Raw genomic sequence first — 26,597 nt, forward strand, 5'->3', positions numbered from 1 at the left:
CTGCCACATCCCCTGCACGAGCCCTGCGCGCTGCCGGTCTTAACGTAGTCCGTCCCCGTTTCGTCATTGGAGACACGCCATGAATACCCTGCAGACGGCCGCCCGGGCGATGCGCAACGGCCTGGAGGAGATGGCGGCCCTGTTGGTGGGCGAGCGCGCCGAGGACCTGCGCCGTGACGATACCGCCGCGCCGGGGGTGGGTATTCCGATGCCGCGTCGGCTGCCACTGCGCCGCGCGCTGCCGCGCGCCCGCAAGGGCATGGCGCCGTGGCAGAAGGTGGGCGCCCCGCGTCGCTGAGCGAACCTGAACAGGGGAACATGTCCCCCACACCGCGGTTGTGGCTAACTAGCGCCCCGAGCAACCGACGGAACGATGTGTGAAGACAGCAGGACGATGGGGGCTGGCCGTATTGATGCTGGTCGCAGCGCTGTGGGTAGCCGGGCTGCTGGCGTACCAGCTTTCCGGGCCGGGTTGGCTGAAGGGTGTGCTGCTGGCGGGGTGGGGCGCCTTTGCGCTTGCCACCGCCGTGGCTGTTGGCCGCGCCCGTGCCGGGCGCTGGCCGGGCCCGCTGTTCGTGGCCGCGCTGGTGCTCTGCGGCGTGTGGTGGCTGCTGCTCAGCCCGCGCCAGGACCGGGTCTGGGCCGATGACGTCGCGCAGCGGCTGAAGGTGGTGGAGTTCGACGGCTCCCGGGTGGTGCTCGACAACGTGCGCAACTTCACCTGGCGCACCGATGACGACCACGACGTGCGCTGGGAGCGCCGCGAGTACGACCTGGACCAGCTGCGTTCGGCCGACCTGGTGCTGTCGTACTGGATGGGGCCGATGATCGCGCACACGCTGGTCTCGTTCGGCTTCGCCGATGGCCGCCAGCTGGTGTTCTCGCTGGAGATCCGCAAGGAGCGCGGTGAATCGTTCTCGGCGCTGGGCGGGTTCTTCCGCAAGTTCGAGATGACCCTGGTGGCGGCCGAGGAAACCGACATCGTGCGGGTGCGCAGCAACGTGCGCGGCGAGGATGTGTACCTGTATCGCCTGAAGGGCATGACCCGCGACCAGCTCAAGGGCCTGTTCGTGTCCTACCTGGGCGAAGCGCGCAGACTGGATGCCGCACCGGCGTTCTACAACACGCTGACCAGCAACTGCACCACCATCGTGTACGAACTGGCCAAGCAGATCGCGCCGGGCTTGCCGCTGGACTACCGGCTGCTCGCCTCCGGCTATTTCGCCGAGTACGCGCGTGACCTGGGCGTGCTCACGCCCGGCGTGGACTTCGCCGCGCTGAAGGCGCGCGGGCGCATCACCGATCGCGCGCGTGCCGCTGGCGATGATCCGCGCTTCTCGCAGCTGATCCGCGTCGGCGTGCCGGGCATCGACCCGGAGGTGCAGCCATGAGCCGGCTCCTTCGCCGTGGTGCGCCCCTGCTGGCGGTGCTGCTTTCGCTGCTGCTGTCCAGCGGCTGCGCCATGGTCACCATGAAGCAGGTCTCGCCCACCGATTACCTGGCCAACAAGCGCGGCGATGTGCTCACCTCCGGCAAGTTCAGCATGGCCTCGCAGGAAACGCTGAGCGTGATCGGCCTGGACGTGGCGCTGTGCGAGAAAGATGTTGCTGCCTGCGAGAAGACCCTGAAGGACACCCGCGACCTGCCCGAGGAACAGCGGCTTTCAACGCTGTCCGAGCTGTGGGTGAAAAACGCGCTGGCACTCACGCCCAAGCCGAAGGACCGCGACAAGACCCCGATGTCCGATGCGGCGCTGGATGCGTGGCTGGAAGCAGCGCGGTACGCGTATGCCTACCTGTTCTTCAGCGGGCGCACGCCGTCGGACCGCGCGTTCGAAGACCGCCAGACCCAGGTGCGCGACTACTACAACTACGCCGCCGAACAGACTGCCACGGTGGTGTTCAAGCGCAGCCGCGAAAGCGCGCTGGAAGGGGAGGACTACAACGCCGCGGTGGCGGGCGAGCGCTGGACGCTGACCTCGGACTTCGACGAGCTGCGCCTGGCCAGCATTCCCACCACGATGGTGTCGGCATCCTCGGTGAGTTTCGCCGGCCTGCGCAGTACCTATCGCCGCGACGGCTTTGGTGCCGAGCTGGTGGTGGTGATGGACCCGCCCAAGCTGATCGCGCCGGTGGACGGTGAGAAGGCCGAGATTCCGCAGTACAGCGAGATGTCGGCAATCAATGCCACCGCGTTGCTGCGCTTCAAGGGCGATACGCTGCAGCAGGTGCTGGACACCACCCAGGTGCTGTTCGACGTTTATTCGCCTGAATCCACCGAAAGCGTGGACCTGCATGGCGAGAAGGTGCCGCTGGCCGGCAACTTCACCGCCGCCTACGGCATGTGGCTGGCCCAGTCCGGCTTTGCCACCCAGTCGCTGCGCACGCTGTTCGGCCTGAGCGAAGGCATTGCCGAACCGCACATGTACCTGATGCAGCCGTGGGATCCGAACCGCCGCATCATCTTCATGCTGCATGGGCTGGGCAGCAGCCCGGAGGCCTGGGTGAACGTGGCCAATGAGATCCTGGGCGACCCTGAGCTGCGCAGGCACTTCCAGGTGTGGCAGGTGTACTACCCGACCAATGCGCCGATTGCACTGAACCGTTTCGAGATCGACCAGGCGTTCGACAACACGCTCCGGCATTTCGACCCGAAGGGCACCTCGCGTGCGTCGAAGGACATGGTGTTCATCGGCCACAGCATGGGGGGCGTGCTGGCCCGGTTGCTGGTCACCAGTTCCGGCGACACGCTGTGGAACCAGCTGCTGGCCAACTACGACCTGAAAGGTGAGCGGCTCAAGCGCGTCCAGGCCAAACTGGGCCCGCTGCTGCACTTCGATGCCGAACTGAACGTGGAGCGCGCCATCTTCATCGCCGCACCCCACCAGGGCACCGATATCGCCGGCAACCGGGTCGGACGCTTCATCGGGCGCCTGGTACGCCTGCCGATCACCATCCTCGGCAAGTTCGAGGATGTGTTCCAGGCGCTGCAGCAATCGGAAGTGCAGTCGGCGCAGGCCACCAAGCTGCAGATTCCCAACAGCATCGACAACCTCAAGGCCACCGATCCGTTCGTGAAGGCGGCCGCCGCCCTGCCGATCATGCCGGGCCTGAAGTACCACTCGATCATCGCCCAGCGCAAACCCGAGGTGCCGCTGGAGCAGTCCGACGACGGCCTGGTGCCCTACTGGAGCGCGCACCTGCCCGGCGCGGTGTCGGAGAAGGTGATCATCTCAGGCCACAGCGTGCAGGAAACCCCGCAGGCGGTGCTGGAGATCCGGCGGATCCTGCGCGAAGACCTGGAAGAGGTGGCGCCGTAGCGGTCAGACCCGCCGGGCCACCACCACGCTCGCAGCGGCCAGCAGCAACATGATCGCGAACGTCTGCAGGTAACCCAGGGTCACATCCACCGACAGCATCAGCGCGAACAGCGAGCCGGAAATGGCCAGCGTGGTGGCCACGCCCAGCGCCTCGCTCAACTGCAGCGCAGAGGTGTTCGCGCCCTGCTGCGCCGGCGGTGACAACGACAACGTCAGTACCGACAGGCTCGGGTAGATCAGCCCCATGCCAAGTCCGGTCAAGGTCCACCCGGCCAGCGCCAGGGCCAACGGTACGCCGGGCTGGATCGCCAGCGCGGTGCCGATGATGCCGGTGCACATCAGCAGCGCGCCGGCGGTGAGCAGCTGGCGACGCGACAGCCCCTGGCCCCCATGGCCCTGGAACCACGACCCGCTGAACCAGCCCAGCGCGCCCAGGCTCAACGCCACCCCGGCCAGCAGCGGGCTCAGGCCACGCTCCCGCTGCAGCAGCAGCGGCAGGAACGCCTCGCAGCCAAAGAATGCCGACGCCGCGATACCGCGCAGGGCGATCACGCTGGGCAGGCCCCGCCGCAGGCGCAGGGTGCCGCGCGGCAGCAGCTTCCAGCTGCACAGCGCCAACAGCGCCACCGCCGGCAGCAGCACGGCCAGTGCCGGCCAGCCAACCTGCTGGCCGCCCACGTACAGCAGCAGCGCGCCCACGGATGCACCGATCGCCCAGCGCACCACGCTGCCCTCCGAACGCGGCGCGGCCGCCAGCGGCGGCACCGCGCGCAGCGCCGGCCGCAAAAGCAGCGCGGCCGGGATGGCCAGCAGCGGCACGCCCAGGAACACCCAGCGCCAGCCGGCGTGCTGCACGATCAACCCGCTGATGGCAGGGCCGATCAGCGAGGGCACCACCCAACCTGCCGAGAACGCGGCAAAGACGCGTGGCCGCAGCGATTCGGGGAAGGTGCGCCCGACCAGCACGTACAGCGACACGGAAATGGCACCGGCGCCCAGCCCCTGCAGCAGCCGGCCGATCACCAGCACCGGCATGTGCTGGGCGAGTCCGGCCACCAGCAGGCCGGCGATGAAGCAGCACAGGCCCAGCCACAACGGCCGGGCCGGGCCAAGCCGGTCGCTCCAGCGGCCCGCCAGGGTCATGCCGATCACGCTGGTGGCCAGCGTGCCGCCGAACGCCAGCGCGTACAGGCGCAGGCCATCCAGCTCATGCGCCACGGTCGGCATGGCCGCAGCCACGGCCAGCGCTTCGAACGCGTGCAGCGACACCAGCGCGACCATGCCGATGGTGGTGGCGCGGTAGCGCGGCGAGAGGATCGACGTGGGCGCGTCGGCGGGCAGTGCAGCGACATCGGAAGACATGCGGATTCCAGGAACGAAGAAGCGCGGTGCTTGCGGCACACCGCGAGGTGCCGCACGATGACACCTTAACCATGGTTGAGGTCAAGCAGTGATCGCGCAGGAGCTGAGTGTAGGCGACGTGGCACGTCGCAGCGGCGTGGCGGTATCGGCGCTGCACTTCTATGAGCGCAAGGGCCTGATCCGCAGCCTGCGCACGGCCGGCAACCAGCGTCGCTTCAGCCGCGACGTACTGCGTCGGCTGGCGGTGATCCGCGTCGCACAGCGGGTGGGCATGCCGTTGGAAGCGGTGGCCAATGCGTTTGCGGCGCTGCCGGAAAACAAGACGCCGACCCGCGCCGAGTGGGCGAAGATGTCGGCGCTGTGGCGCGGCGAGCTGGATCAACGCATCGAGGAACTGCTGCTGCTGCGCGACCAGCTCACCGACTGCATCGGCTGTGGGTGTCTTTCACTGAAGCGCTGCCGGTTGGCCAATCCCGGGGACGCGTTGGGCGAGCAGGGGGATGGCGCGCAGCGCTGGGGCTGACCCGGATCAGTCGTTGGCCGCCGACAACGCCTGTCCCCGTCGCGTCGCCGCGTCGATCGCCCGCGCCACGATCGCTTCGAAGTCGTCGCCCTGGAAGCTCTCGATCGCGGCCTGCGTGGTGCCGTTCGGCGAGGTGACGCGCCGACGCAGCTCTGCCGGGGCTTCGCCGGATTCGTCCAGCATGCGGCTGGCGCCCAGCAGGGTCTGCACCACCAGCGTGCGCGCGGCGTCGGCCGGCAGCCCCTGCGCGATGCCGGCCGCTTCCATCGCCTCGGCCAACAGGAACACATAGGCCGGGCCACTGCCGGAGACGGCGGTGACCGCATCCATGCGTGCTTCATCCTCGATCCACACCGTGCGCCCGGCGCTGGCCAGCACGGTGTCGGCCTGGCCACGCTGTTCGGCGCTGACCCCGGCGGTGGCAAACAGACCGGTCACGCCTGCACCCAGCAGCGCCGGGGTATTGGGCATGGCGCGTACCACCGCGCCGGTACCGCCCAGCCAGCGCAGCAGTTGCGCACTGGTGATGCCGGCGGCGATGGATACCACCAGCGGGTCCTGGGCCTGGGCGATCTCCGCCAGCGACGCACAGACATCGCGCAGCACCTGCGGCTTCACCGCCAGCACCCATACCGCGCCCTGCGCGGCCGCTTCGCTGGCGCTGGCGTAGGTCTTCACGCCGAAGTCGGTGGTGAGCTGGCTGCGCAGCCCGGCCACCGGTTCGGCCACATGGATGTTGCCCGGGGCAGTGCCCTGGCGGACCAGGCCGGCGATCAGGCTGCGCGCCATGTTGCCGCCGCCGATGAAGGTGATCGAAGTGCTCAATGGGCATCCTTGTATGTGATCTGGGCCGCGGGGCAGGGCCCCGCGCTACGGGTGGGTGGGCCCCTCAATGGCGTGCGCCGAACAAGGCGGTGCCGACGCGGACCATGGTCGCGCCATGGGCAATGGCGTCGGGATAGTCGCCGCTCATGCCCATGGAGAGGGTGTCGGCCTGCGGGTAGCGGGTGGCCAGCTCGGCAAACAGCGCGTGCATGCGTTCAAAGGCCTGGGCGCGTCGAGCCGCGTCCGGCCACGGCGCCGGGATGGCCATCAGCCCGCGCAGGCAAAGGCGTGGTTCGGCGGCGATGGCGGCGGCCAGCGCCGGCACGGCGTCGGGCGTGCAGCCGTGCTTGCTGCCTTCATCGTCGATATTGACCTGCACCAGCACGTTCAACGGCGGCAACGCGGCCGGGCGGTGCGTAGCCAGCGCGGTAACCAGCTTGGCCCGGTCCACGCTCTGCACCCAGTCGAAGCGCTGCGCGGCCAGGTCGGCCTTGTTGGACTGCAGGTGGCCGATCAGGTGCCACTCCAGCCCCAGGGCCGCCAGCGCATCGATCTTTGCCACCGCTTCCTGCACGTAGTTCTCGCCGAACGCGCGCTGGCCCTGCGCCGCCAGCGCCGCCACGGCCTCTGCCGGCTGGGTCTTGGACACCGCCAGCAGGCGCGGCGGTGGCCGCCCGGCGGCCGTGGCCGCGTTGTGCAGGTTCAGCAGCAGGGTGGGCAGGGGCAGGGCGGTCACGGGTGGGCGCTCACGGGGCAGGACACAAAGAGATTTCGCGGTGGATCAGGGAGGCTATACTGCCGACCGGGGAAAGATCCTTCCAGTCGCAGCAGTCTATGGGGAGTAGCAGCGTATGGATATCGCCGAGCTGTTGGCGTTTTCCGTTAAGAACAAAGCGTCGGACCTTCATCTGTCGGCAGGCCTGCCGCCGATGATCCGCGTGGACGGCGATGTCCGTCGCATCAACATTCCGGCCTTGGACCACAAGCAGGTCCACGCGCTCGTTTACGACATCATGTCGGACAAGCAGCGCCGCGATTACGAGGAATTCCTCGAAGTCGACTTCTCGTTCGAGATTCCCAGCCTGGCGCGCTTCCGCGTCAACGCGTTCAACCAGAACCGTGGCGCCGGTGCGGTGTTCCGTACCATTCCGTCCGAAGTGCTGACCCTGGAAGACCTGAACACGCCGCCGATCTTCCGCGAGCTGATCGACCAGCCGCAGGGCCTGATCCTGGTGACCGGCCCGACCGGTTCGGGCAAGTCGACCACGCTGGCGGCGATGATCGACTACATCAACAAGAACGAATACGGCCACATCCTCACCGTCGAGGATCCGATCGAATTCGTGCACACCTCGCAGAAGTGCCTGATCAACCAGCGCGAAGTGCACCGCGATACGCACGGCTTCAACGAAGCACTGCGTTCGGCACTGCGTGAAGACCCGGACATCATCCTGGTCGGCGAACTCCGCGACCTGGAAACCATCCGGCTGGCGCTGACCGCCGCCGAAACCGGCCACCTGGTGTTCGGCACGCTGCACACCAGCTCGGCGGCCAAGACCATCGACCGCATCATCGACGTGTTCCCCGCCGGCGAAAAGCCGATGGTGCGCTCGATGCTGTCCGAATCGCTGCGCGCGGTGATTTCGCAGGCACTGCTGAAGAAGGTGGGCGGCGGGCGCACCGCCGCGTGGGAAATCATGGTCGGCACCCCGGCCATCCGCAACCTGATCCGCGAAGACAAGGTGGCGCAGATGTACTCGGCGATCCAGACCGGCCAGCAGATGGGCATGATGACGCTCGACCAGCACCTGCAGGACCTGGTCAAGCGCAGCCTGATCACGCGCAACCAGGCCAAGGAATACGCCAAGGACAAGCGCATCTTCGAATGATGGTGGCGCCGGGCCTTCCCGGCGCGACAGATTCGGCAGCGCCGGGCCATGCCCGGCGTTCGGCAAGGTTTCCGGAGCACATCGCCATGAACACCACCAGCACCACCATCGACTTCACCTCGTTCCTCAAGCTGATGGCGCACCAGAAGGCGTCGGATCTTTTCATCACCGCGGGCATGCCGCCGGCGATCAAGGTCAACGGCAAGATCTCGCCCATCACCCAGACCCCGCTCACGCCGCAGCAGAGCCGCGACCTGGTGCTGAACGTGATGACGCCGGCGCAGCGCGAAGAGTTCGAAAAAACCCACGAGTGCAACTTCGCCATCGGCCTGTCCGGCGTGGGCCGGTTCCGCGTGAGCTGCTTCTACCAGCGCAACCAGGTCGGCATGGTCCTGCGCCGCATCGAAACCCGCATTCCCACCGTGGAAGAGCTGAGCCTGCCGCCGATCATCAAGACGCTGGCGATGACCAAGCGCGGCATCATCCTGTTCGTGGGTGCGACCGGTACCGGCAAGTCCACCTCGCTGGCGGCGATGATCGGTTACCGCAACCTGAATTCCACCGGGCACATCATCACCATCGAAGACCCGATCGAATTCGTGCACAAGCACGAAGGCTGCATCATCACCCAGCGCGAAGTGGGCATCGATACCGACAGCTGGGAAGCGGCGCTGAAGAACACCCTGCGCCAGGCGCCGGACGTGATCATGATCGGCGAAGTGCGTACCCGCGAAGGCATGGACCATGCCATCGCGTTCGCCGAAACCGGCCACCTGGTGCTGTGTACCCTGCATGCCAACAACGCCAACCAGGCGATGGACCGCATCATCAACTTCTTCCCGGAAGACCGCCGCAGCCAGCTGCTGATGGATCTGTCGCTGAACCTCAAGGGCGTGGTTGCCCAGCAGCTGGTGCCTTCGCCGGATGGCAAGTCGCGCAAGGTGGCGATGGAAATCATGCTGGGCACGCCGCTGGTGCAGGATTACATCCGCGACGGCGAGATCCACAAGCTCAAGGAAGTAATGAAGGAATCGGTGCAGCTGGGCATGCGCACCTTCGACCAGAGCCTGTTCGAGCTCTACCAGGCCGGCGAGATCAGCTACGAAGACGCGCTGCGCTACGCCGATTCGCAGAACGAGGTGCGCCTGCGCATCAAGCTCTCGCAGGGCGGTGACGCACGCACGCTGTCGCAGGGCCTGGATGGCGTGGAGATTTCCGAAGTCCGCTGAAGCTGCGGGCGGGGAAACCGGGCGCGTACGGTGCAATGCCGGCGCGCCTTTGTTGCAAGTGGTGTTTCAAGGGGCCGGCACCGCGCCGGTGACACTGCCAATGATGAGAATGCACATGGAATTGCATGATCCATACCGCGCACCGGCGACCATTCCGATGCCACCTGCTTTGCCCGGCACGCTGCCGGAATCCCAGTCCCAGGCACGGGCGATTTCCGATGCGGCCGAGTACTACTCGCCTTCCACGCTGAAAATGGTGCTGCTTTCACCCACTACGCTCGGGCTGTACCCGATGTACTGGTTCTGGCGTAACTGGCAGGCGATCAAGCGCGAGACCGGCGGCGACCAGTGGCCCTGGGCGCGCGCGCTGTTCTCGCCGATCTGGTCGTTCTTCTGCTTCCGCGAGCTGAGTGACGCGGCCAGCAGCCGGCGTCGCGAACTGGCCTTCGCGCCAGGACTGTTGGCGGTGACCTACTTCCTGCTCAACTTCGCCAGCCGGCTGCCCAACGCCGGTTGGCTGCTGGCGCTGTTCACGTTCGTACCGCTGCTGCCGGTCAACAGCCTGCTGCGCCGTTACCATCAGGATGAACGGGTCGACATGGAGCGCATGGACCGGCTCAACGTCTGGCACATCCTGGTGATCATCGCCGGTGGCCTGCTGCTCCTGCTGGCCCTGATCGGGACCGTGGCCGAACGCTGAGGCAGGTAGATGGCGCCTGCACCCGCAGGCGCCATTGATGAGCTTCGCTCATGACCACCAGTGGTTCCGGCAGTGCAATCGCCGGCGTGAGCGCGCGTATCGTTGGGGTCCCCACTCGAAGGAGCACCCCATGCAGACACGAATCCTTGGCAACAGCGGCCTGCGCGTTTCCGCGCTCGGGCTGGGCTGCATGGGCCTGAGCCATGCCTATGGCACCGCGCCGCAGGTGAGCGATGGCGTTGCGCTGCTGCACGCAGCGGTGGAGCGCGGGGTGACCTTCTTCGACACCGCCGAGGTCTACGGGCCGTTCCGCAACGAGGAACTGCTGGGCCAGGCGCTGGCGCCGTACCGCGACCAGGTGGTCATTGCGACCAAGTTCGGGTTCAAGGAGGCCAATGCCGACCTGGGGCTGGACAGCCGCCCGGAGAACATCCGCGCCGTCTGCGAGGCCAGCCTGCAGCGGCTCAGGACCGACCGCATCGACCTGTTCTACCAGCACCGGGTGGACCCGAACGTGCCCATCGAAGATGTCGCCGGCACGGTCAAGGACCTCATCGCGGAAGGCAAGGTGAAGCACTTCGGGCTGTCCGAAGCCGGCGAAACAAGCATCCGCCGCGCGCATGCGGTGCAGCCGGTGGCTGCGCTGCAGAGCGAGTACTCCCTGTGGTGGCGCGAGCCGGAGCAGAGCGTGCTGCCGGTGCTTGAAGAGCTGGGCATCGGCTTCGTGCCGTTCAGCCCGCTGGGGCGCGGCTTCCTGACCGGGGCGATCACCGCCGATACCGAGTTTGCGCCCACCGATTTCCGCAGCTCGCTGCCGCGCTTTGCGGTGGAGGCGCGCCGCGCCAACCAGGCGCTGGTCGAGGCCATCGGCGCCATTGCCGCCGCCCGCCAGGCCACCCCGGCGCAGGTGGCGCTGGCCTGGCTGCTGGCGCGCAAGCCCTGGATCGTGCCGATTCCCGGCACCACCAAGCTGCACCGGCTGGAAGAGAACCTGGCCGCTGCCGAGCTGACCCTGCACGAGGCCGACCTGCAGCAGATCGCGGCGGCGCTGGACGGCATCTCCATCGTGGGCGACCGCTACAACGCGGAACGGCAGAAGCAGGTCACCCGCTGACGGATGTCGATTTCGTGCCCTGGCCAGCGTCGTAGTGGATGAAACCCTCTGCAAGGAACAGGTCATGAGCGACACCGCCCCGGTCAAAGGTCCCGCGTCGTACTTCCCGTCCATCGAAAAGACCTATGGGCAGCCAGTGGGACACTGGCTTGCCCTGCTGGCCACGCAGGGCGGGCTCAGGCACATGGCCCTGGTCACCTTCCTGAAGAGCCAGCATGGCCTGGGCCATGGCCACGCCAACGCCTTGGTGGCCCACCATTTGAAGGACCGGACCGGGTGAAGCGGTCATTCGTTGCGGGATGAATCGATTTCACCTGCAACTGTCACGCGGATCGTGTCTAATACCGCTCCCCACGTGTCTGGCCCCACCCCCATGTCCCTTGAATCCCATGGCCCCGCGCCGTGCGACGACGCTGACGGCCATCTGGTCACCGCCGGCCCGCTGACCCCGCCGCCGGACAGCGCCGGCACCGTGGCCGATGCCAACGCCCTGCGCCATTCGGTGGCCGAGGACGTGCAGGGCATGATCCTGGCCACCCTGGTGGCCTCGCTGGGCCTGGCGATCTTCGCCAAGGGCGGGCTGATGATCGGCGGCATGGCCGGCCTGGCGTTCCTGGCCCACTACGCGTTCGGCTGGAATTTCGGCCTGGTGTTCGTGCTGGTCAACCTGCCGTTCTACTGGGTGGCGGTGCGGCGCATGGGCTGGGAATTCACCCTGAAGACCTTCGCGGCGGTCACCGCCTGCGGCGTGCTGACCGACCTGCTGCCGCGCTGGGCCGATTTCGCCCACATGAGCTCGCTGTATTCGGCGCTGGTGGGCGGCGCGCTGGCCGGGCTGGGCATCCTGTTCTACATCCGCCACCGCGCCAGCCTGGGCGGCATCGGCATCCTGGCGGTATACCTGCAGCGCACCCGTGGCTGGAGCGCGGGCAAGGTGCAGATGTCGTTCGACACGCTGCTGATGGGCGTGGCGTTCTTCGTGCTCTCGCCGGACAAGGTGATGTATTCGGCGATCGGCGCGGTGGTGCTGAGCCTGGTGCTGATGTTCAACCATCGGCCCGGCCGCTACATGGGCGTCTGAGGGTTTACCCGGTTTTCTTGAGTTTCTGCAGGCGTTTGTACACCGGGCAATCCGGGCTGTGCGCGCCGGGCAGGTAGCCCAGGCTCATCAGGAATTCACCGGTGATTTCGCCGCCGGTGAAGCGGAACGTCTTCTTGAACAGCTTCACCCACTCGGCCTTGTCGCGCGGGTGGTGCGCATCCAGCCATGCCGCGAAGCTGCCGTGGCTTGCCCGCAGCTGCTGGATCACCTGGGCGTTGTGGATGGCCGCATGCACCTTGAGCCGGTTGCGGATGATGCCCGCATCGTTGAGCAGGCGCTCCACGTCGCGCTCGCCATAGCCGGCCACGGTATCCACATCGAACTGGCTGTAGGCCGTGCGGAACCCTTCGCGCTTCTTCAGGATCGTCTCCCAGCTCAGCCCGGCCTGGTTGATTTCCAGCAGCAGGCGCTCGAACAGCTCGCGTTCGTCGCGCTGCGGGAAGCCATATTCGTGGTCATGGTAATGACCGTGCACCGGATGGCCCGGTGCGATGAGGCAGTAGCCGCTCATGGGGTCTCGTCTTCAACGGGAGGTTGTTCGATGCCCAGTCTAGGCCCATCGCCAAGCGACAGTTGCGGCCAGCGTGCTGGATGGATCGTCAGGTTACCCCGCAGCAGCGGGTCGTACGCCGGGTCGCCGCGGTATTCGGAGGGCATCGGGAACTCGATCTTGCCGGCATCGGTCCAGTCCTTGCCATCGCGCGCGTGCAGGCGGCATACCGCGCCACCCCACGACGGCTCGTGGCACAACAGCATCTCGTCCACGCCATCGCCATCCAGGTCGCGGCGCAGTGCCACGCAGACCTCGTCCATTTCCAGGCAGCTGCTGACGTTCACGGTCCTGGCCAGCAACGCCTGCCACCAGTCCGGGTCTGGCGCCGGGCTGCTCTTGGCCAGTTTCAGCTGCTGCTGCAGCACCTTGAGGTCTTTGATGGCGTCGCTGTAGTTCCCATAACGGACTTGCCGCGCGTCCACGTTCAGGACATTGGCGATCAGGGTGCTTGCACGCGGATCGTCGCGGAAGCGCGGGTCCTGCTGCAGTTCCTTCAGCACCTCGGCGCCGCGCCGGCCATAGCCGAAGCGCAGATCGGTGGCGTCTTCGCCCTTGATTGCCGGCGCGGTTGCCTGCAGCCGGGCCATCTGGCTGGCCAGGCTGATCCGGATCGGGTCCAGCACCGGCGTATTGGCCAGCACCGCCGCACCCAGCACCACCCAGCACATCCAGCGGTTGACCGGTTCGATCCGCTGCAGCCAGCGCCCGCGCCTGTGCACCGCGGCCAGCGCATAGCCCACCGCGTAACCGAACACCAGCAGCGCCGCCAGCAGCGCCCAGAAGCGCTCCAGGGTGACCCCGTACTGGCTGATGCGCAGGCCCATCGCATACAGCGCCAGCGCCGCATACACCGGCAGCGTGAGCAGGCTGGCCTCGACCAGCCGGCGCAGCCACGCCGGGTAGGGTGGCAGCTCGCTTTCATGCTGGTACACCGCGTTGCTGAAGACGATCAGCAGCAGCACCAGGGCCAGCAGTACCGTGGCCGCCGAGCGCGTGCGCCACAGCGGCTCCAGCCCGGTGAAGGGCAGGCAGACCACGAAGATCACCGCGATGAACGCCAGCAGCGGCAGCAGGCCGCGCGCCACGGCAAACAGCACCTGGCGGATGACCTGGATGGCCCGGTCCTGGGTGCGCCCGATCAGCACGCCGAACCCGAACAGCATGCCGGTAGCCAGCGCGATGAAGGCTTTTTCGCGGAACAGGTCGCGGAAGAAGTGGATGTCCACCAGGTCGAACAGCGCCGCCCACAGCCACAGCAGCATCCAGGTCAGCCCAGTGAAGCCCAGTGCCAGCGCAAGGGTCAGCCCGTTCTGCCAGGCGCGCTCGAACAGGGCTGCGTACGTGGCGCGCCAGTGTCCGTGCTGCAGCCGGAACTGCCACCACGGCAGCGCGACGAACACCGCGACGGCCACGCACACGGAGAACGGCAGCAGCAGCGGTGCCTGGCGCAGGTCGTCGGGCGTTCCGCCCAGGTTCCAGCCGATCCATCCGGCCATAGCCAGCACCAGGGCCGAGGCCAGCGCCGCGTGCAGCCACAGGCGGCGGTCGCGCAGGTCCACCAGGGTCAGCGCAACGGCGGTGGGGACGCTCAGCACCCAGGTGTACCAGCACAGGCGCGTGGCGAATGCCTGGAACGGCCCGTGGTCGGCCGCTTCCTGCACCGCGTACAGCATCAGGCCCTGCAACAGCGCGATCAGCACGATGGCGGCGCGCGAGGCAGGGGAAAGGGGTGGCTGCGGGTTCATCGTGCTCTCCGTTGCGTACACACGTCCATGACTGCACGCATCGTAGCCGAGGCTCACGCCCGTGTGAGGATGCAGCGGGTAGAATGGCCCCATGTCCACGTTGCCTACCTCCCTTGCCGATCACCTGCTGGTTGCGCTGCCGTCGCTGACCGATCCGACCTTCGCGCGCACCGTAAGCCTGATCTGCCAGCACGACGAGAACGGTGCCATGGGCGTGCTGGTCAACCAGCCGTCCGAGTACACGCTGGGCGATGTGCTGGCGCAGATGGAGATCCAGACCGACGACCTCGTCCTGCGCGACCAGGTGGTGCTCAATGGCGGCCCGGTGCATCCCGAGCGTGGCTTCGTCATCCATGACGATGCACGTGCGTGGGAATCGAGCCTGCAGGTGGGCGAGGGCGTGTACCTGACCACCTCGCGCGACATCCTCGAAGCCATGGCCCGCGGCGAAGGCCCGCGCAATGTGCTGGTCACGCTGGGCTGTGCCGGCTGGACCGAGGGCCAGCTGGAAGGCGAGATCGCCGACAACAGCTGGCTGACCGTCCCCGCCGATGCCGAACTGCTGTTCGCCACGCCGCTGGAGCAGCGCTGGCAGGGCGCCGCCGCACGGATCGGGGTCGACCTGTTCCGGCTGACGGACTACAGCGGCAATGTCTGAGCCGGCCACCATCCGCCGCGACGGCACCGTGCTCGGCTTCGATGTCGGCTCGCGCCGGATCGGGGTGGCGATCGGCAGTTCCTTCGGCACCCATGCCCGCGCCATCGCCGTGGTGGACGTGCACGGCAACGGTCCGGACTGGACCGCGGTCGAACGCCTGATCAAGGAATGGCGGCCCGATGGCCTGGTGGTGGGCGACCCGCTCACCCTGGATGGCCAGGACCAACCCAACCGCAAGCGCGCGCAGGGCTTTGCCCGCCAGCTGCGGGAACGTTTCAAGCTGCCGGTGGTGCTGATCGACGAGCGCTCCAGCTCGGTCGAAGCGGCCCGCCGGTTCGCCGTCGAGCGTGCCGAAGGCCGCAAGCGGCGCCGCGATGCGGCCACGCTGGATGCGGTGGCCGCCGCGGTGATCATCGAACGCTGGCTGTCCTCGCCGGACGATGCCACCCCCGTCTCCTGACCCCCAGACCCTGCCCATGACCGCCTCGCAACTCGATTCCGACGGACGCCTGCGCCACCTGCTGACCCTGGAAGGTCTGCCCCGCGAAACCCTGCTGCAGCTGCTTGACCGCGCGGGCCAGATCCGCGATGCGGCGGTCGGCCGGGTCGGCAACAAGCGCCACGTACTGGGCGGTTCGGCGGTGTGCACGCTGTTCTTCGAACCCTCCACCCGTACCCGCAGCTCGTTCCAGCTGGCCGCGCAGCGGCTGGGCGCGGACGTGCTGAACTTCGACGCCTCCACTTCGTCCACGCGCAAGGGCGAAACCGCCTGCGACACGTTGAAGAACCTGGAAGCGATGGGCGTGCGTGGCTTCGTGGTGCGCCACCCGGATGACGGTGCCGTGGCCGAGCTGGCCGCCGCGGCCGGCGAGGGCACCGCGCTGATCAATGCCGGCGACGGCCGCAGCGCGCACCCGACCCAGGGCCTGCTGGACATGCTGACCCTGCGCCAGGCCAAGGGCGGTGATTTCTCGAAGATGAAGGTGGTGATCGTCGGCGACGTGAAGCACTCACGCGTGGCTCGCACCGACCTGCATGCCCTGCGCACGCTGGGCGTGGGCGAGATCCGCGTGTGCGGCCCGCAGTCGCTGCTGCCGGACGATGACACGCTGAAGGGCTGCATCGTCGGCCAGGATTTCGATCAGATGCTGGAAGGCGTGGATGCGCTGATGATGCTGCGCCTGCAGCGCGAGCGCATGGAAGAAGGCCTGGTCCCTTCGATCGAGCAGTACCACGCCGAATACGGGTTGAACGCCGCGCGCCTGAAGCGCGCCGGCCAGGACGCGGCCGTGCTGCACCCGGGCCCGATCAACCGTGGCGTGGAAGTCACCGACGACGTGGCCGACGGCCCGCAGTCGTGGGTGCTGCGCCAGGTGGCCAACGGCGTGGCCGTGCGCATGGCGGTGTTGGAAACGTTGTTGGGCTGAAGGGCCGGGTATCGAACAACAGTCGCGCACAGGCCGGTAGGCAACGACCGTTGGTCGTTGCGTGCCACGCGTCGGTATCCACCATCGGTCGATATCTACCGGGAATCGTCCTCCAACGGCCATCGGCACCACGCGAATGGATACTCGCCGATGCGGCTCGCCAGCCCAGCCCGCACCGGATTTTCCATGACGTAGAAAGCGTGGCGCCGGAACGATTCGTCCGAGCGAAGGCAGTGGTCGTGATAGCCGGTCTGCCAGATCCTGCCCTGACGATGATGCAGGCGGTTCAGCAGTAAGGCGCTACGTGATTTGAATCGTTGTGCCACATGGGAAAGCGGCCGCTCCCCCAATTGGAACAGCCAATGGACGTGATCGGGCATGACTACCCACGCCAAGGATTCGGTGAGACGTTGTTCGTCTAGTTGTGGGAACAGTTCCGCGACGATGCGAGCGTTTGCGGGATGACTGAACCATGGTCGTCGATGTTCGCAGACCATGGTGAGTTCGTACGCATGATGGATCATCGAGACACGGCCGATGCGGAGGCGTGGGCTGTTCATGCAACGATTTTTCTCGTTGCGGTACAAAGACGATATCGGCGTTCGTCGTATTGCAGCATAGGGAAAGGGCTTATTCAGGTATCGACCAACGGTCGATACCTACCGAGGGCGTCGATGGTTTGTCGAGGCATGCGGGCACAGCGCCGTATCGACCAACGGTCGATACCTACCGGCAGGCGACAACCGTTGATCATCGCCCCAACACACCCGACGCCCGGTAGGCGACGACCGTTGGTCGTCGTCGCAGCGACCCGAACGCCCGGTAGGCGACGACCGTTGGTCGTCGCGCTCTTCCGTTACCGCCGCTGCGCGAACAGCCAATCCCACATCGCCGCATCCGCATACGTCGCATCCCACGCGTTGTGGTTGCCCTGCGGGTACTCGGTATAGCGCACGTCGCCGGCACCGGCGGCATCGAACGCGGCCTTCAATTTCCTGTCGTCGGCGGGCAGCACCACATCGTCCAATGCCCCATGGAACATCCAGATCGGCGTGGCCTTGAGGCGCTCGGCGATGGCGGCATAGGGATCGGCTTCGTCCGCCACGGACTCCACGAACAATGACGCCCGCACTGCGCGCGGCGCCAGCACCGCGCCGCACACCGGCACGATCGCGGCGAACCGGTCCGGGTGTTCCAGCGCGATGTTCCAGCTGCCGTAGCCGCCCATCGACATGCCGGTGAGGTACTGCCGCGCAGGATCGGCACCGAATTCGGCGATGGTGGCATCCAGCGCGGCCAGCGCGATGCGGTTGTTGATGCCCGACCATTCCTGGTCTTCCGGTGCCTGCGGCAACACTACCAGTGCCGGGAAGTCGCGCGCGTGGTCGCGCAGGTGCGGGCCCAGCCCGGCGGTGGTCTGGCGATGGCCGTCACTGCCACGCTCGCCCGATCCATGCAGGAACAACACCACGGGCAACGCGCCGCGCTGCGCCTCGGCATCGCGCGGCACGAATACCTGGTAGCGCGACACCCGCCCGTCCACGGTAACGCTGCGCTCGACGAAGTGCCCCTTGTCCGCACTGCGGGTCGTGGCACAGCCGCTCAGGGCGAGCACCGCCACCACCCACATCCACCACGCCGCGCGCTGTCGTGCCATTGTCTTTCCTCGGCTGAAATCGTTTTCAGTCTAGGCGCGGACGTCGGCGCAGGCATCTTGCAGTGCATCAGTCCGGGCGCGGTACCGAGGCCAGGATTTCCAGCTGTTCGATCGCCTCCGGGTGGCCGTCGGCGGCGGCGGCCTGCACCTGGGCCAGGCTGGGGTGGACCACCAGCAGGATGGGGTTCTCGCACTGCGGGCAATCGAACTCGGCCTCGTCCTCGTGCAGTTCCATGCTCATCTCGCGCGAGGTCCCCTGCCATTCGCAGGCGGGGCAGGTGTGGGTCTGGTCGCGCCAGCCGGCAGCGAAGTAGTTGTCGAGGGTCAGGGCCATGTCGGTGAACCGGTCAGTGCAGCAGGATCAGGGTGGCCAGGCCCAGGAAGCTGAAGAAGCCAATGACGTCGGTGACCGCGGTGACCACCACGGTACCGGCCACGGCCGGGTCCACGTTCATGCGCTTGAGCAGCAGCGGCAGCAGCACCCCGGCCAGCGCCGCGGCACAGAAGTTGATGATCAGCGCCAGGGTGATCACCAGCGACAGCAGGAAGCTGTGGAACCACAGGTAGGCAATGATGCCGACCACGGTGCCGATCAGGGTGCCGTTGATCAGCGCCACCCGCGATTCCTTCCACAGCAGGATGCGCGCGTTGCTCTGGCCCACCTGGCCCAGCGCGATGCCGCGCACCATCAGGGTCAGCACCTGCACCGCCGCGTTGCCGCCGACGCCGGCCACGATCGGCATCAGCACCGCCAGCGCAACCACCTTCTGCAGGGTCAGCTCGAACTGGCCGATCACCGTCGCGGCCAGGAACGCGGTGCACAGGTTGATGCCCAGCCACACCACGCGACCGCGCACGGCGCGCTTGATCGGGGAGAACAGGTCTTCCTCTTCGTCCAGGCCGGCCGCGCCCAAGGCCTGGTGCTCGGCCTGCGAACGGATGATGTCGACCACGTCATCGATGGTGATGCGGCCGAGCAGGATGTTGTTGTCGTCCACCACTGGCGCCGACACCCAGTCATGGTCGGAGAACTGCCGGGCCACTTCGTCGGCGCTTTCGCCGACGTCGATCGCCGGCTGCTCGTCGTCGATCAGGCGGTTGATCGGGGTGCTGTCCTCGTGGGTCACCAGCGAGGCCAGCGACAGCCGGCCCAGGTACTGGTGGCGGCGGCTGACCACGAACAGGTGGTCGGTGTGGTCGGGCAGTTCGCCGCGCAGGCGCAGGTAGCGCAGCACCACGTCCACGTTGACGTCGGCGCGCACGGTCACCACGTCCGGGTTCATCAGGCGGCCGGCGCTGTCCTCGGGGTAGGACAGGACCTGCTCGAGCCGCTCGCGGTTCTCGCGGTCCATCGACTTGAGCACTTCGTCGATGACCGTGTCGGGCAGGTCTTCGACCAGGTCGGCCAGGTCATCGATGTCCAGGTCTTCGACCGCGGCGATGATTTCGTCCGGGTCCATGTCGGCCAGCAGGCTTTCGCGCACTTCCTCGCCGACGTGGACCAGCACCTCGCCATCGTCTTCCGGGTCGACCAGCCCCCACACCACTTCGCGCTTGCCCGGCGGCAGCGATTCCAGCAGGTTGCCGATCTCGGCCGGCGCCAGCGTATTGACCAGCCGGCGCACCGGACCCAGCCGCCCGCTGTCCAGTGCATCGGACAACAGTCGCAACTGGCGCGCCGTCTTGTCGTGGCGTACGGCTTCGGCCATGCACAGCTCCCGCGGCAAAAGAAAAAAGGCCGCTATCCCGGACAGGATGCGGCAGAGGGGGTGGTCACCGCGTCATTATCGCTTGGATGCATGACAAACCGGTAGGTCAGCGCGTCACGACCAACGGTCGTGACCTACCGGGCTGTTCATTGGTTTGTGTCGATCCAGCGCTCGATGCTGCGCCGGTCGCGTGCGGCCAGCAGCTTTGGTGCTGCGGCCTGCAGTTCGGACAGATCGCTGTCGCGCACCGCGCGCCGCACCTCCAGCAGCGTGCCGGGGTGCAGGCTGAACTCGGTCAGGCCGAGCGCGAGCAGCATGCGGGTCATGCGCGGGTCGCCGGCGATCTCGCCGCACACCGCTACCGGCACCTCGTGTTCGCGGCCGGTGCGCAGGATGTGCGCCAGCAGGCGCAGCACCGCCGGGTGCAGTGGCGAATACAGCTCGCCCACCGCTTCATTGTTGCGGTCGGCGGCGAGCAGGTACTGCACCAGGTCGTTGGTGCCGATCGACAGGAAGTCGACCAGATCGATGAAGCTTTCCAGCGCGATCGCCGCAGCCGGTACTTCGATCATCGCCCCGAACGGGATGTGCTCGGCCACTTCGTGGCCCTCGGCGCGCAGCAGCTCGGCCTGCTTGTTCAAGCGCCGGCGCACCGCCAGCAGCTCCTCGCGGGTGCTGACCATCGGCAGCAGGATGCGCAGCTTGCCGTAGGCCGACGCCCGCAGGATCGCGCGCAGCTGGGTATCGGCCACCTTTGGCCGGGCCAGCGACAGGCGCACGCCACGCAGGCCCAGTGCGGGGTTTTCTTCGTTGCTCAGGGTCAGGCCGGTGCGGTCGGCCTTGTCCGCGCCCAGGTCCAGGGTGCGGATGGTCACCGGTCGCCCGCTCATGCCGAGCGCCGCATCGCGGTAGGTTTCGAACTGCTCCTGTTCGTCGGGCAGCTCATCGCGCTGCAGGAACAGGAATTCGGTGCGGTACAGGCCCAGCCCGTGCGCGCCCAGCGCATGCGCCTCGGTGACGTCTTCGCGCGATTCGGCGTTGGCCAGCAGCGCGATCTCCACCTTGTCGCGGGTGCGGCTGGGCTTGCTGCGCAGGCGGCCCAGCTCGCGCTGTTCGCGGGCCTGGTCGCGCAGGCGGGCGCGGTAATCGCGCAGGTCCGGCGGCAGCGGGTTGACGGTGATCTGGCCGGTGCTGCCGTCGATGCCCAGCACGTCGCCATCGGAAATCTTCTGCAGCAGGTTGGGAACGTTGACGATCAGCGGCAGGTGCAGGCTGCGCGCCAGGATCGCGCTGTGCGAGAGTGCGCTGCCCGCGGCGGTGACGATGCCGACCACGCCATGCGCCTGCAGCTGGGCCAGCTCGGAAGGCGCGATGTTGTCGCAGACCAGGATTTCACCGGCCAGCCCCTTCACGTCCGGCGGGCGTTTTTGCAGGAAGGCATGGATGCGGCCGATCACATGGTCCAGGTCGTCCATGCGGCTCTTCAGGTAGGCATCGTCCATGCCATCGAAGACCTTGGCCAGGCGGTCGCGCTGGACGCGCAGCGCATACCCGGCGCTGTACGGACCGCTGCGGATCAGCTCGTCCAGGCCGAACAGCAGTTCGGGGTCGTCCAGCAGCAGCGCGTGCAGGTCGAGGAATTCGCCCACTTCCTGGTTCAGTGCACCCTGCAGCCGCTGGCGCAGGTCGTGCATTTCGGCGCGGGCCGCGTCCACCGCCAGGTGCAGGCGCTGCAGTTCGGCCGCCACCTGGGCCGGGGCGATGCGCTGTTCGGCGACTTCCAGGGCATGCGGCAGGCGCACCCGGGCGCGGCCGAGGGCATTGCCACGCGAGGCCCCGTGCCCGGCCAGCAGCAGGGCACCGGACGCGGTCCGTGCCGGTGTGCTGGAACCCGGTCGCGACGGTGGCCCCGGCATGCTCAGCTGTCCTCGTCGAAGCGTCGCTCGAACAGGGCCACCACTTCGTCCATGGCAGCCGCTTCGTCTTCGCCGTCGATGCGCACGGTGACCGGGGTGCCTTGGCCGGCGGCCAGCAGCATCACGCCCATGATGCTCTTGGCGTTGATCTCACGGCCTTTGGCGGCCATGGTCACGTTGCAGCGGAAGGGCGCCAGCACCTGCACCAGCTTTGCAGTGGCGCGGGCGTGCAGGCCCAGGCGGTTGGATACGGTGAGTTCACGTTCAAGCATCGTCGACAATCGCTCCATTGCGAGTGCCCGCCGCCGCAGTGGCGGGCAGTTGATCCAGTCCCTGTTCCGGATAATTCATCACTCGCAACAACATCGGCAGGCTCAGCGCCGAGACCCGGCGTGCCGGGGTGCCCAGGCGGGCCAGCTGCGCTGCCAGATTGCTCGGGCTGGCGCCATACAGATCGGTCAGGATCAAAACGCCCTCACCGCTGTCCACGCGCCGCAGGGCGGCCGAGGCGAGCGGGAGCAGGGCATCCATGTCTGCGTCGAACGGTACTTCGAAAGCTTCGGTCTTCAGCGGCAGGTGCCGCAGGAGTCGGGTCGCCACGTCCAGCAGGGACGTACCGACGCCGGGATGCGTTACAAGGAGAATGCCACAGGTCATTGTCGAACGTTAACATCCCAACATGAATTGGGGATACACCACGGTAGCAACGGACCGTTGGTCCGTTGGCTTTGATCAATCCAGTTCGCGGTGGAACGTAGCCACTTCCGGCCAGCCCTGGTCGCGCGCGTGCCGGGCCAGGCGTTCGGCCAGGTACACCGAACGGTGCTTGCCGCCGGTGCAGCCGAAGGCCACGGTGACGTAGCTGCGGGTGTCGTCGCCCAGGCGGGGCAGCCAGGTATCCAGGAAGTCGATCAGCTGGTCCACGTACTTCTGCACGTCCGGCTGGCTGTCCAGGTACTCGCGGACCGGTGCTTCGCGCCCGGACATCGGCCGCAGCTCCGGGTTCCAGTGCGGGTTGGGCAGTACCCGGGCGTCGAACACGAAGTCGGCCTCGGCCGGGACGCCGCGCTTGTAGGCGAACGATTCGAACAGCAGCGAGAGCTTGTTGCCGTGGCTGAGCGCGAACTCGGTCACCACCTTGCGGCGCAGCTGGTGCACGTTGAGGGTGGTGGTGTCGATCACCGCGTCGGCGGCGCGGCGCAGCGGGGCGGTCAGTTCGCGCTCGCGCGCGATCGCTTCGGGCAGCGACAGGCCCAGCTGGCTCAGCGGGTGGCGGCGGCGGGTGTCGGCGTAGCGCTTGAGCAGGGCTTCATCGGTGGCATCGAAGAACAACAGCTGCGCGTCCAGCCCGGCCGCCTGGGCATCTTCGCGCCAGTGCGACAGCTGGCTCAGGTCGCTCTGGCCGCGTACGTCGATGCCCACGGCCAGGCGGCGCGGGGCGTCGGCATCGTGGCCGGCCAGCAGGCTGCGCACGAAGTCGGGCAGCAGGTTGATCGGCAGGTTGTCCGAGCAGTAGTAGTCGAGGTCTTCGAAGGTCTTGAGCGCCACCGTCTTGCCGGAGCCGGACAGCCCGCTGACGATGATCAGGGTGGCGGCGGTGGGTTCGGCGGCGGCGTTCATGGGGTACGGCGTTCCAGCAGGTTGCTGTGGCGGGCGATGAACATCGCGGCCGGGTCGATGCCCTTGGTGCGCAGGATGTGCAGTCGGGTGGCCGCCTCGGTCAGCACCGACAGGTTGCGGCCGGGCATCACCGGCAGGGTGATCAGCGGCACGTCCAGGTCCAGCACGTGGCGGGTGCCGGAATCGCCGGTCAGGCGCTCGTAACCATGGGGCGTGGGTTCGGTCATGGGCTTGGTCAGGTGCACGATGAGCCGAAGGTACTTGTTCTTCTTTACCGCCGTGTCACCGAACATCTCGCGCACGTTGAGCACGCCCAGCCCGCGCACCTCCAGCAGGTCCTGCAGCAGCTCGGGGCAGGTGCCGTCGAGCACGTCCGGGGCGATCTGGGTGAACTCAGGCGCATCGTCGGCCACCAGGCGGTGGCCGCGGCTGAGCAGTTCCAGCGCCAGTTCGCTCTTGCCCGAACCGGCTTCGCCGGTGATCAGCACGCCGATGGAGTAGATCTCCATGAATACGCCATGCAGGATCACCCGCGGCGCCAGGGTCCGGGCCAGATGGTAGGAGAGGTGGTTAAGCAGCTCGTGGCCGCGCTTGGGCGAGATCCACAGCGGGGTCTGCGATTCATCGGCCGCCGCGCGCAGGTCTTCCGGGCAGGGCTGGTTGCGGGTGATCACCAGCGCCAGCGGGTGCGACTGCATGATCCGCTCGATGGTTTCCCAGCGCTGGCGCGAATCCAGCGAATCCAGCCAGGACAGCTCTTCGGTGCCCAGGATCTGCACTTTGTTGGGGTAGATGGCGTTGAGGTAGCCGGCCAGCGACGGGCGCCGCGAAACGGTGTTGCCGGCCTCCAGCTCGCGCCGCTCGCCCTTCTGCCCGGCCACCCAGCGCAGGCTCAGGCGGTCACGCTGCTGTTCGAACAGTTCACGCGCGGTGATGCTGGTATTCATGCGGCGCTCGCCGGCGAGGGAAATTCGATCACCTGGCGCAGTGCCGCCGCATCGCGCGCTTCGCGCAGCGCCTGGCGGATGGCCGGCTCGGAAAACAGCTCGGCCAGCTCGGACAGCAGCATCAGGTGTTGATGGGTGTAGTGGCTGGGCACGGCGATGGCGAACACCAGGTCAACCGGTTCATCGCCGCCGAAGTCCACGGGGGTCTCCAGCCGCAGCAGCGCCCCGCGGGGGCGTTCCAGCAGCGGCGCGCGGCCGTGGGGGATGGCGATGCCGTGGCCGATGGCGGTGCTGCCCAGCGTCTCGCGCTCGCGCAGGTTGGTATAGAGCAGCTCAGCGTTGGCTTCGCGGCAGGCCAGCAGCCGGGCGGCTGCCTTGAGCACACTGTCACGATCGGCGGCCGGCAGCACCTGGGTGCGCACGGCCGCCAGTAGATCATTCAAAGGCATGGAAAGGGGGGAGCGGGGGCGTCAGGCGTCATTGTCGCCCAAGGGAGCCGGAACCGGGGCGTGCTGGTGCTTTTTCTCCTTGTGCTTGATCACCAGCCGGTCCAGCTTGTCGGCGAGCACATCGATGGCCGCATACATGGTCTGGCCGTTGGCTTCGGCGTGGAGGGTCTGGCCGGGGATGTTCACGCTGGCGTCGACGTGGTGGTCGGGCTTCTGAAGCTTCAGTGTGACCCGCGCGTCGCAATGCTGATCGAAGTGCTTGCCGATCCGTGCCAGCTTCTCCTCTACGTAGGAATGCAGGGCCGGGGTGACTTCGACATCTTTGCCAAACGTTTCGATGCGCATCGGGTTTCTCCTTTGTTCGGATGAGCCAATGAACCTTGCCGCCAGGCGTGTGAGCGTCAGGCGATGCGTACTCGTTCGTGCGAGGCGGAAATGTTCATGGCTTCACGATACTTCGCCACGGTGCGGCGCGCCACCGGTATTCCCGAGGTCTTGAGCAGGTCAGCCAGCTTGGCGTCAGAAAGCGGCTTGCGCGGGTTCTCGTCGTCGATCAGGCGCCGGATCATGGCCTGGATGGCGGTGCTGGAGGCCTCGCCGCCGCTGTCGGTGTCGATCCCCGAGGCGAAGAAGGCGCGCAGCGCCAGGGTGCCGCGCGGGGTGCGCACGTATTTGCGGGCAATGGCCCGGGAAATGGTCGATTCGTGCAGGCCGAGCTCCCCGGCCACCTCGCGCAGGGTCAGCGGGCGCAGGGCCTGGGCACCGAACTCGAGGAAGGCGGCCTGCTGCTGCAGCAGGCAGCGCATCACCCGCAGCAGGGTCTCGCCACGGGCCTCCAGGCCCTTGAGCAGCCAGCGCGCCTCCTGCAGGTGGGTGCGCAGGTAGCCGGCGTCGCTTTCGCCACAGCGGCGGATCATCTGTTCATAGCCGCGGTGGATGACCACTTTGGGCCCGGCATGGCCGGCCAGGGCGGCCCGCCAGCTGCCGTTCTGGCGCCAGACCACGCAGTCGGGCACCACGTAGCTGTCGTGGGCCAGTTCGCCGATCTGGGTGCCCGGGCGCGGGTCCAGCGAGCGCAGCAGCTGCACGGCGGTGTCCACCGCCTCCACCGGTTCGCGCAGTTCATGGGCAATGCCGGCCACGCCGCTGCGCGGAAGGCGCTCCAGCGGCCCATCGGCAATGCGCCGGGCCAGGGCCAGGCCGGGGGTCTGCGGGTCCAGCACGTCCAGCTGCAGCTGCAGGCATTCGCCCAGGCTGCGCGCGCCGACCCCGATCGGGTCGAAGCGCTGGATCTGGTGCAGCACGGTGAGGATTTCCGCTTCATCGGCATGAATGGCCGGGAGCAGGGTTTCGGCGATGGCCGACAGCGGTTCGCGCAGGTAACCGTCGTCCTCGAAGGCATCGATCAGCGCGGCGCCGATGCTGCGGTCGCGGCGGGACAGGTGGGACAGATGCAGCTGCCACAGCAGGTGGTCGGCCAGGCTTTCGGTCTCGGCCACGCGCTCGGCGGCGCTGCCGTTGTCGTCATCGTCGAACGAGCCGCCGCTGCTGCCGCTGCTCCAGTCGCCTTCGCCGGGCGCCCAGTCATCGGCGCCGGAGGGGGCGGAATCGGCGTCGCCGCCGTTGTCGCGTTCGGCCACTTCGGGCGGTCGCTCATCGCTGTCCGGCGCGGCATCCAGGGTGGGTTCGGCGTTCTCGGCCCAGTCCAGCAGCGGGTTGGTTTCCACTGCCTCGGCGATTTCCAGCTCCAGTTCGGCGCTGGACATCTGCAACAGCTTGATGGCCTGACGCAGCTGAGGCGTCATGACCAGTTGTTGTCCCAGCGATGTCTGCAGCCGTGCTTTCATGCCTGT

At 67.4% G+C, this 26,597-nt stretch carries 30 protein-coding genes; 13 read left to right on the forward strand and 17 right to left on the reverse strand.

Annotated elements, in window-relative coordinates:
* Positions 1–79 precede the first annotated feature (79 nt).
* From ACQG3P_RS02385 to ACQG3P_RS02395, 3 genes are all read left to right on the forward strand, one after another.
* Positions 80–298, forward strand: coding sequence for a hypothetical protein (locus ACQG3P_RS02385; RefSeq protein WP_249833851.1), 219 nt, complete (start codon positions 80–82; stop codon positions 296–298).
* Between the two features lie 115 nt (positions 299–413).
* Positions 414–1,391, forward strand: a complete 978-nt coding sequence (locus tag ACQG3P_RS02390; RefSeq protein WP_426804232.1) for a DUF4105 domain-containing protein — start codon at positions 414–416, stop codon at positions 1,389–1,391.
* Complete coding sequence (locus ACQG3P_RS02395; RefSeq protein WP_426804089.1) at positions 1,388–3,319, forward strand: esterase/lipase family protein; 1,932 nt, start codon at positions 1,388–1,390, stop codon at positions 3,317–3,319. Before ACQG3P_RS02390 ends, ACQG3P_RS02395 begins: the two co-directional genes overlap by 4 nt.
* Before the next feature lie 3 nt (positions 3,320–3,322).
* Here ACQG3P_RS02395 and ACQG3P_RS02400 read toward each other — a convergent pair whose 3' ends face one another.
* Positions 3,323–4,681: an MFS transporter gene (locus tag ACQG3P_RS02400; RefSeq protein WP_426804090.1), complete on the reverse strand. Its 1,359-nt coding sequence runs from the start codon at positions 4,679–4,681 to the stop codon at positions 3,323–3,325.
* An 88-nt stretch (positions 4,682–4,769) separates the two neighbouring features.
* On the opposite strand from ACQG3P_RS02400, the gene soxR reads away from it, so the two are divergent.
* Positions 4,770–5,204, forward strand: a complete 435-nt coding sequence (soxR, locus tag ACQG3P_RS02405; RefSeq protein ID WP_176472643.1) for a redox-sensitive transcriptional activator SoxR — start codon at positions 4,770–4,772, stop codon at positions 5,202–5,204.
* Between the two features lie 6 nt (positions 5,205–5,210).
* On the opposite strand, the gene proC is transcribed toward soxR, so the two are convergent.
* Complete coding sequence (gene proC / locus ACQG3P_RS02410; RefSeq protein WP_426804233.1) at positions 5,211–5,993, reverse strand: pyrroline-5-carboxylate reductase; 783 nt, start codon at positions 5,991–5,993, stop codon at positions 5,211–5,213.
* 100 nt (positions 5,994–6,093) lie between these two features.
* Entirely contained in the window at positions 6,094–6,765 is a 672-nt protein-coding gene (locus ACQG3P_RS02415) for a YggS family pyridoxal phosphate-dependent enzyme (RefSeq protein ID WP_426804091.1), read from the reverse strand.
* 115 nt (positions 6,766–6,880) lie between these two features.
* Between ACQG3P_RS02415 and ACQG3P_RS02420 the strand changes: the two genes are divergently transcribed.
* The 6 genes from ACQG3P_RS02420 to ACQG3P_RS02445 all read left to right on the forward strand — a co-directional run bounded on the left by ACQG3P_RS02420 (position 6,881) and on the right by ACQG3P_RS02445 (position 12,042).
* On the forward strand, positions 6,881–7,918 hold the full coding sequence (locus ACQG3P_RS02420; RefSeq protein ID WP_068849741.1) for a type IV pilus twitching motility protein PilT: 1,038 nt from the start codon (positions 6,881–6,883) through the stop codon (positions 7,916–7,918).
* Positions 7,919–8,004: 86 nt separating this feature from the next.
* A complete protein-coding gene (locus ACQG3P_RS02425) occupies positions 8,005–9,147 on the forward strand; it encodes a PilT/PilU family type 4a pilus ATPase (RefSeq protein WP_068849744.1) in 1,143 nt (380 codons plus the stop codon).
* Positions 9,148–9,262: 115 nt separating this feature from the next.
* Entirely contained in the window at positions 9,263–9,847 is a 585-nt protein-coding gene (locus ACQG3P_RS02430; RefSeq protein ID WP_184125057.1) for a hypothetical protein, read from the forward strand.
* 130 nt (positions 9,848–9,977) lie between these two features.
* A complete protein-coding gene (locus ACQG3P_RS02435; RefSeq protein ID WP_426804092.1) occupies positions 9,978–10,961 on the forward strand; it encodes an aldo/keto reductase in 984 nt (327 codons plus the stop codon).
* A 64-nt stretch (positions 10,962–11,025) separates the two neighbouring features.
* Positions 11,026–11,241 (forward strand): DUF4287 domain-containing protein, encoded by a 216-nt coding sequence (locus ACQG3P_RS02440; RefSeq protein ID WP_068854565.1) that lies wholly within the window; start codon positions 11,026–11,028, stop codon positions 11,239–11,241.
* Positions 11,242–11,334: 93 nt separating this feature from the next.
* Positions 11,335–12,042, forward strand: coding sequence for a YitT family protein (locus ACQG3P_RS02445; protein WP_068849751.1), 708 nt, complete (start codon positions 11,335–11,337; stop codon positions 12,040–12,042).
* A gap of 4 nt (positions 12,043–12,046) precedes the next feature.
* Here ACQG3P_RS02445 and ACQG3P_RS02450 read toward each other — a convergent pair whose 3' ends face one another.
* Together ACQG3P_RS02450 and ACQG3P_RS02455 are read right to left on the reverse strand one after the other, a co-directional pair.
* Positions 12,047–12,574 (reverse strand): DNA-3-methyladenine glycosylase I, encoded by a 528-nt coding sequence (locus ACQG3P_RS02450; protein ID WP_426804093.1) that lies wholly within the window; start codon positions 12,572–12,574, stop codon positions 12,047–12,049.
* Positions 12,571–14,361, reverse strand: coding sequence for a DUF4153 domain-containing protein (locus tag ACQG3P_RS02455; protein WP_426804094.1), 1,791 nt, complete (start codon positions 14,359–14,361; stop codon positions 12,571–12,573). The genes ACQG3P_RS02450 and ACQG3P_RS02455 overlap by 4 nt, the downstream gene beginning before the upstream one ends.
* Before the next feature lie 91 nt (positions 14,362–14,452).
* Between ACQG3P_RS02455 and ACQG3P_RS02460 the strand changes: the two genes are divergently transcribed.
* The 3 genes from ACQG3P_RS02460 to ACQG3P_RS02470 are packed head-to-tail and all read left to right on the forward strand — an operon-like array spanning position 14,453 to position 16,446.
* Positions 14,453–15,019: a YqgE/AlgH family protein gene (locus ACQG3P_RS02460; RefSeq protein WP_068849768.1), complete on the forward strand. Its 567-nt coding sequence runs from the start codon at positions 14,453–14,455 to the stop codon at positions 15,017–15,019.
* A complete protein-coding gene (gene ruvX / locus ACQG3P_RS02465) occupies positions 15,012–15,479 on the forward strand; it encodes a Holliday junction resolvase RuvX (protein WP_068849771.1) in 468 nt (155 codons plus the stop codon). The genes ACQG3P_RS02460 and ruvX overlap by 8 nt, the downstream gene beginning before the upstream one ends.
* Positions 15,480–15,495: 16 nt before the next feature.
* Positions 15,496–16,446, forward strand: a complete 951-nt coding sequence (locus ACQG3P_RS02470; protein ID WP_068849774.1) for an aspartate carbamoyltransferase catalytic subunit — start codon at positions 15,496–15,498, stop codon at positions 16,444–16,446.
* A gap of 95 nt (positions 16,447–16,541) precedes the next feature.
* Here the strand turns inward: ACQG3P_RS02470 and ACQG3P_RS02475 are convergent, their stop codons facing one another.
* The 12 genes from ACQG3P_RS02475 to ACQG3P_RS02530 form a co-directional block, all read right to left on the reverse strand.
* Positions 16,542–17,006 (reverse strand): REP-associated tyrosine transposase, encoded by a 465-nt coding sequence (locus ACQG3P_RS02475; protein ID WP_210131812.1) that lies wholly within the window; start codon positions 17,004–17,006, stop codon positions 16,542–16,544.
* 296 nt (positions 17,007–17,302) lie between these two features.
* Entirely contained in the window at positions 17,303–18,103 is an 801-nt protein-coding gene (locus ACQG3P_RS02480) for a prolyl oligopeptidase family serine peptidase (protein ID WP_426804095.1), read from the reverse strand.
* A gap of 67 nt (positions 18,104–18,170) precedes the next feature.
* Positions 18,171–18,437, reverse strand: coding sequence for a hypothetical protein (locus ACQG3P_RS02485; RefSeq protein WP_426804096.1), 267 nt, complete (start codon positions 18,435–18,437; stop codon positions 18,171–18,173).
* A 13-nt stretch (positions 18,438–18,450) separates the two neighbouring features.
* Positions 18,451–19,812, reverse strand: coding sequence for a magnesium transporter (gene mgtE / locus ACQG3P_RS02490; protein WP_426804097.1), 1,362 nt, complete (start codon positions 19,810–19,812; stop codon positions 18,451–18,453).
* Positions 19,813–19,958: 146 nt separating this feature from the next.
* The gene (gene ptsP / locus ACQG3P_RS02495) at positions 19,959–21,728 is read right to left on the reverse strand and encodes a phosphoenolpyruvate--protein phosphotransferase (protein WP_083214075.1); all 1,770 of its coding nucleotides are present in this window, start codon (positions 21,726–21,728) and stop codon (positions 19,959–19,961) included.
* Between the two features lie 2 nt (positions 21,729–21,730).
* The gene (locus tag ACQG3P_RS02500; protein WP_068849785.1) at positions 21,731–22,000 is read right to left on the reverse strand and encodes an HPr family phosphocarrier protein; all 270 of its coding nucleotides are present in this window, start codon (positions 21,998–22,000) and stop codon (positions 21,731–21,733) included.
* On the reverse strand, positions 21,993–22,385 hold the full coding sequence (locus ACQG3P_RS02505; protein WP_068849788.1) for a PTS sugar transporter subunit IIA: 393 nt from the start codon (positions 22,383–22,385) through the stop codon (positions 21,993–21,995). The genes ACQG3P_RS02500 and ACQG3P_RS02505 overlap by 8 nt, the downstream gene beginning before the upstream one ends.
* A gap of 75 nt (positions 22,386–22,460) precedes the next feature.
* Positions 22,461–23,348 (reverse strand): RNase adapter RapZ, encoded by an 888-nt coding sequence (gene rapZ, locus ACQG3P_RS02510; protein ID WP_426804098.1) that lies wholly within the window; start codon positions 23,346–23,348, stop codon positions 22,461–22,463.
* On the reverse strand, positions 23,345–24,295 hold the full coding sequence (gene hprK, locus ACQG3P_RS02515; RefSeq protein WP_068849794.1) for an HPr(Ser) kinase/phosphatase: 951 nt from the start codon (positions 24,293–24,295) through the stop codon (positions 23,345–23,347). The genes rapZ and hprK overlap by 4 nt, the downstream gene beginning before the upstream one ends.
* Positions 24,292–24,744, reverse strand: coding sequence for a PTS sugar transporter subunit IIA (locus ACQG3P_RS02520; RefSeq protein WP_095363728.1), 453 nt, complete (start codon positions 24,742–24,744; stop codon positions 24,292–24,294). Before ACQG3P_RS02520 ends, hprK begins: the two co-directional genes overlap by 4 nt.
* 21 nt (positions 24,745–24,765) lie before the next feature.
* Positions 24,766–25,089 (reverse strand): ribosome hibernation-promoting factor, HPF/YfiA family, encoded by a 324-nt coding sequence (hpf, locus tag ACQG3P_RS02525; RefSeq protein ID WP_068849799.1) that lies wholly within the window; start codon positions 25,087–25,089, stop codon positions 24,766–24,768.
* A gap of 56 nt (positions 25,090–25,145) precedes the next feature.
* Positions 25,146–26,591: an RNA polymerase factor sigma-54 gene (locus ACQG3P_RS02530; RefSeq protein WP_249833862.1), complete on the reverse strand. Its 1,446-nt coding sequence runs from the start codon at positions 26,589–26,591 to the stop codon at positions 25,146–25,148.
* Between the last annotated feature and the right edge of the window lie 6 nt (positions 26,592–26,597).

Source organism: Stenotrophomonas sp. SrG (assembly GCF_050031795.1).
Classification (GTDB): domain Bacteria; phylum Pseudomonadota; class Gammaproteobacteria; order Xanthomonadales; family Xanthomonadaceae; genus Stenotrophomonas; species Stenotrophomonas rhizophila_A.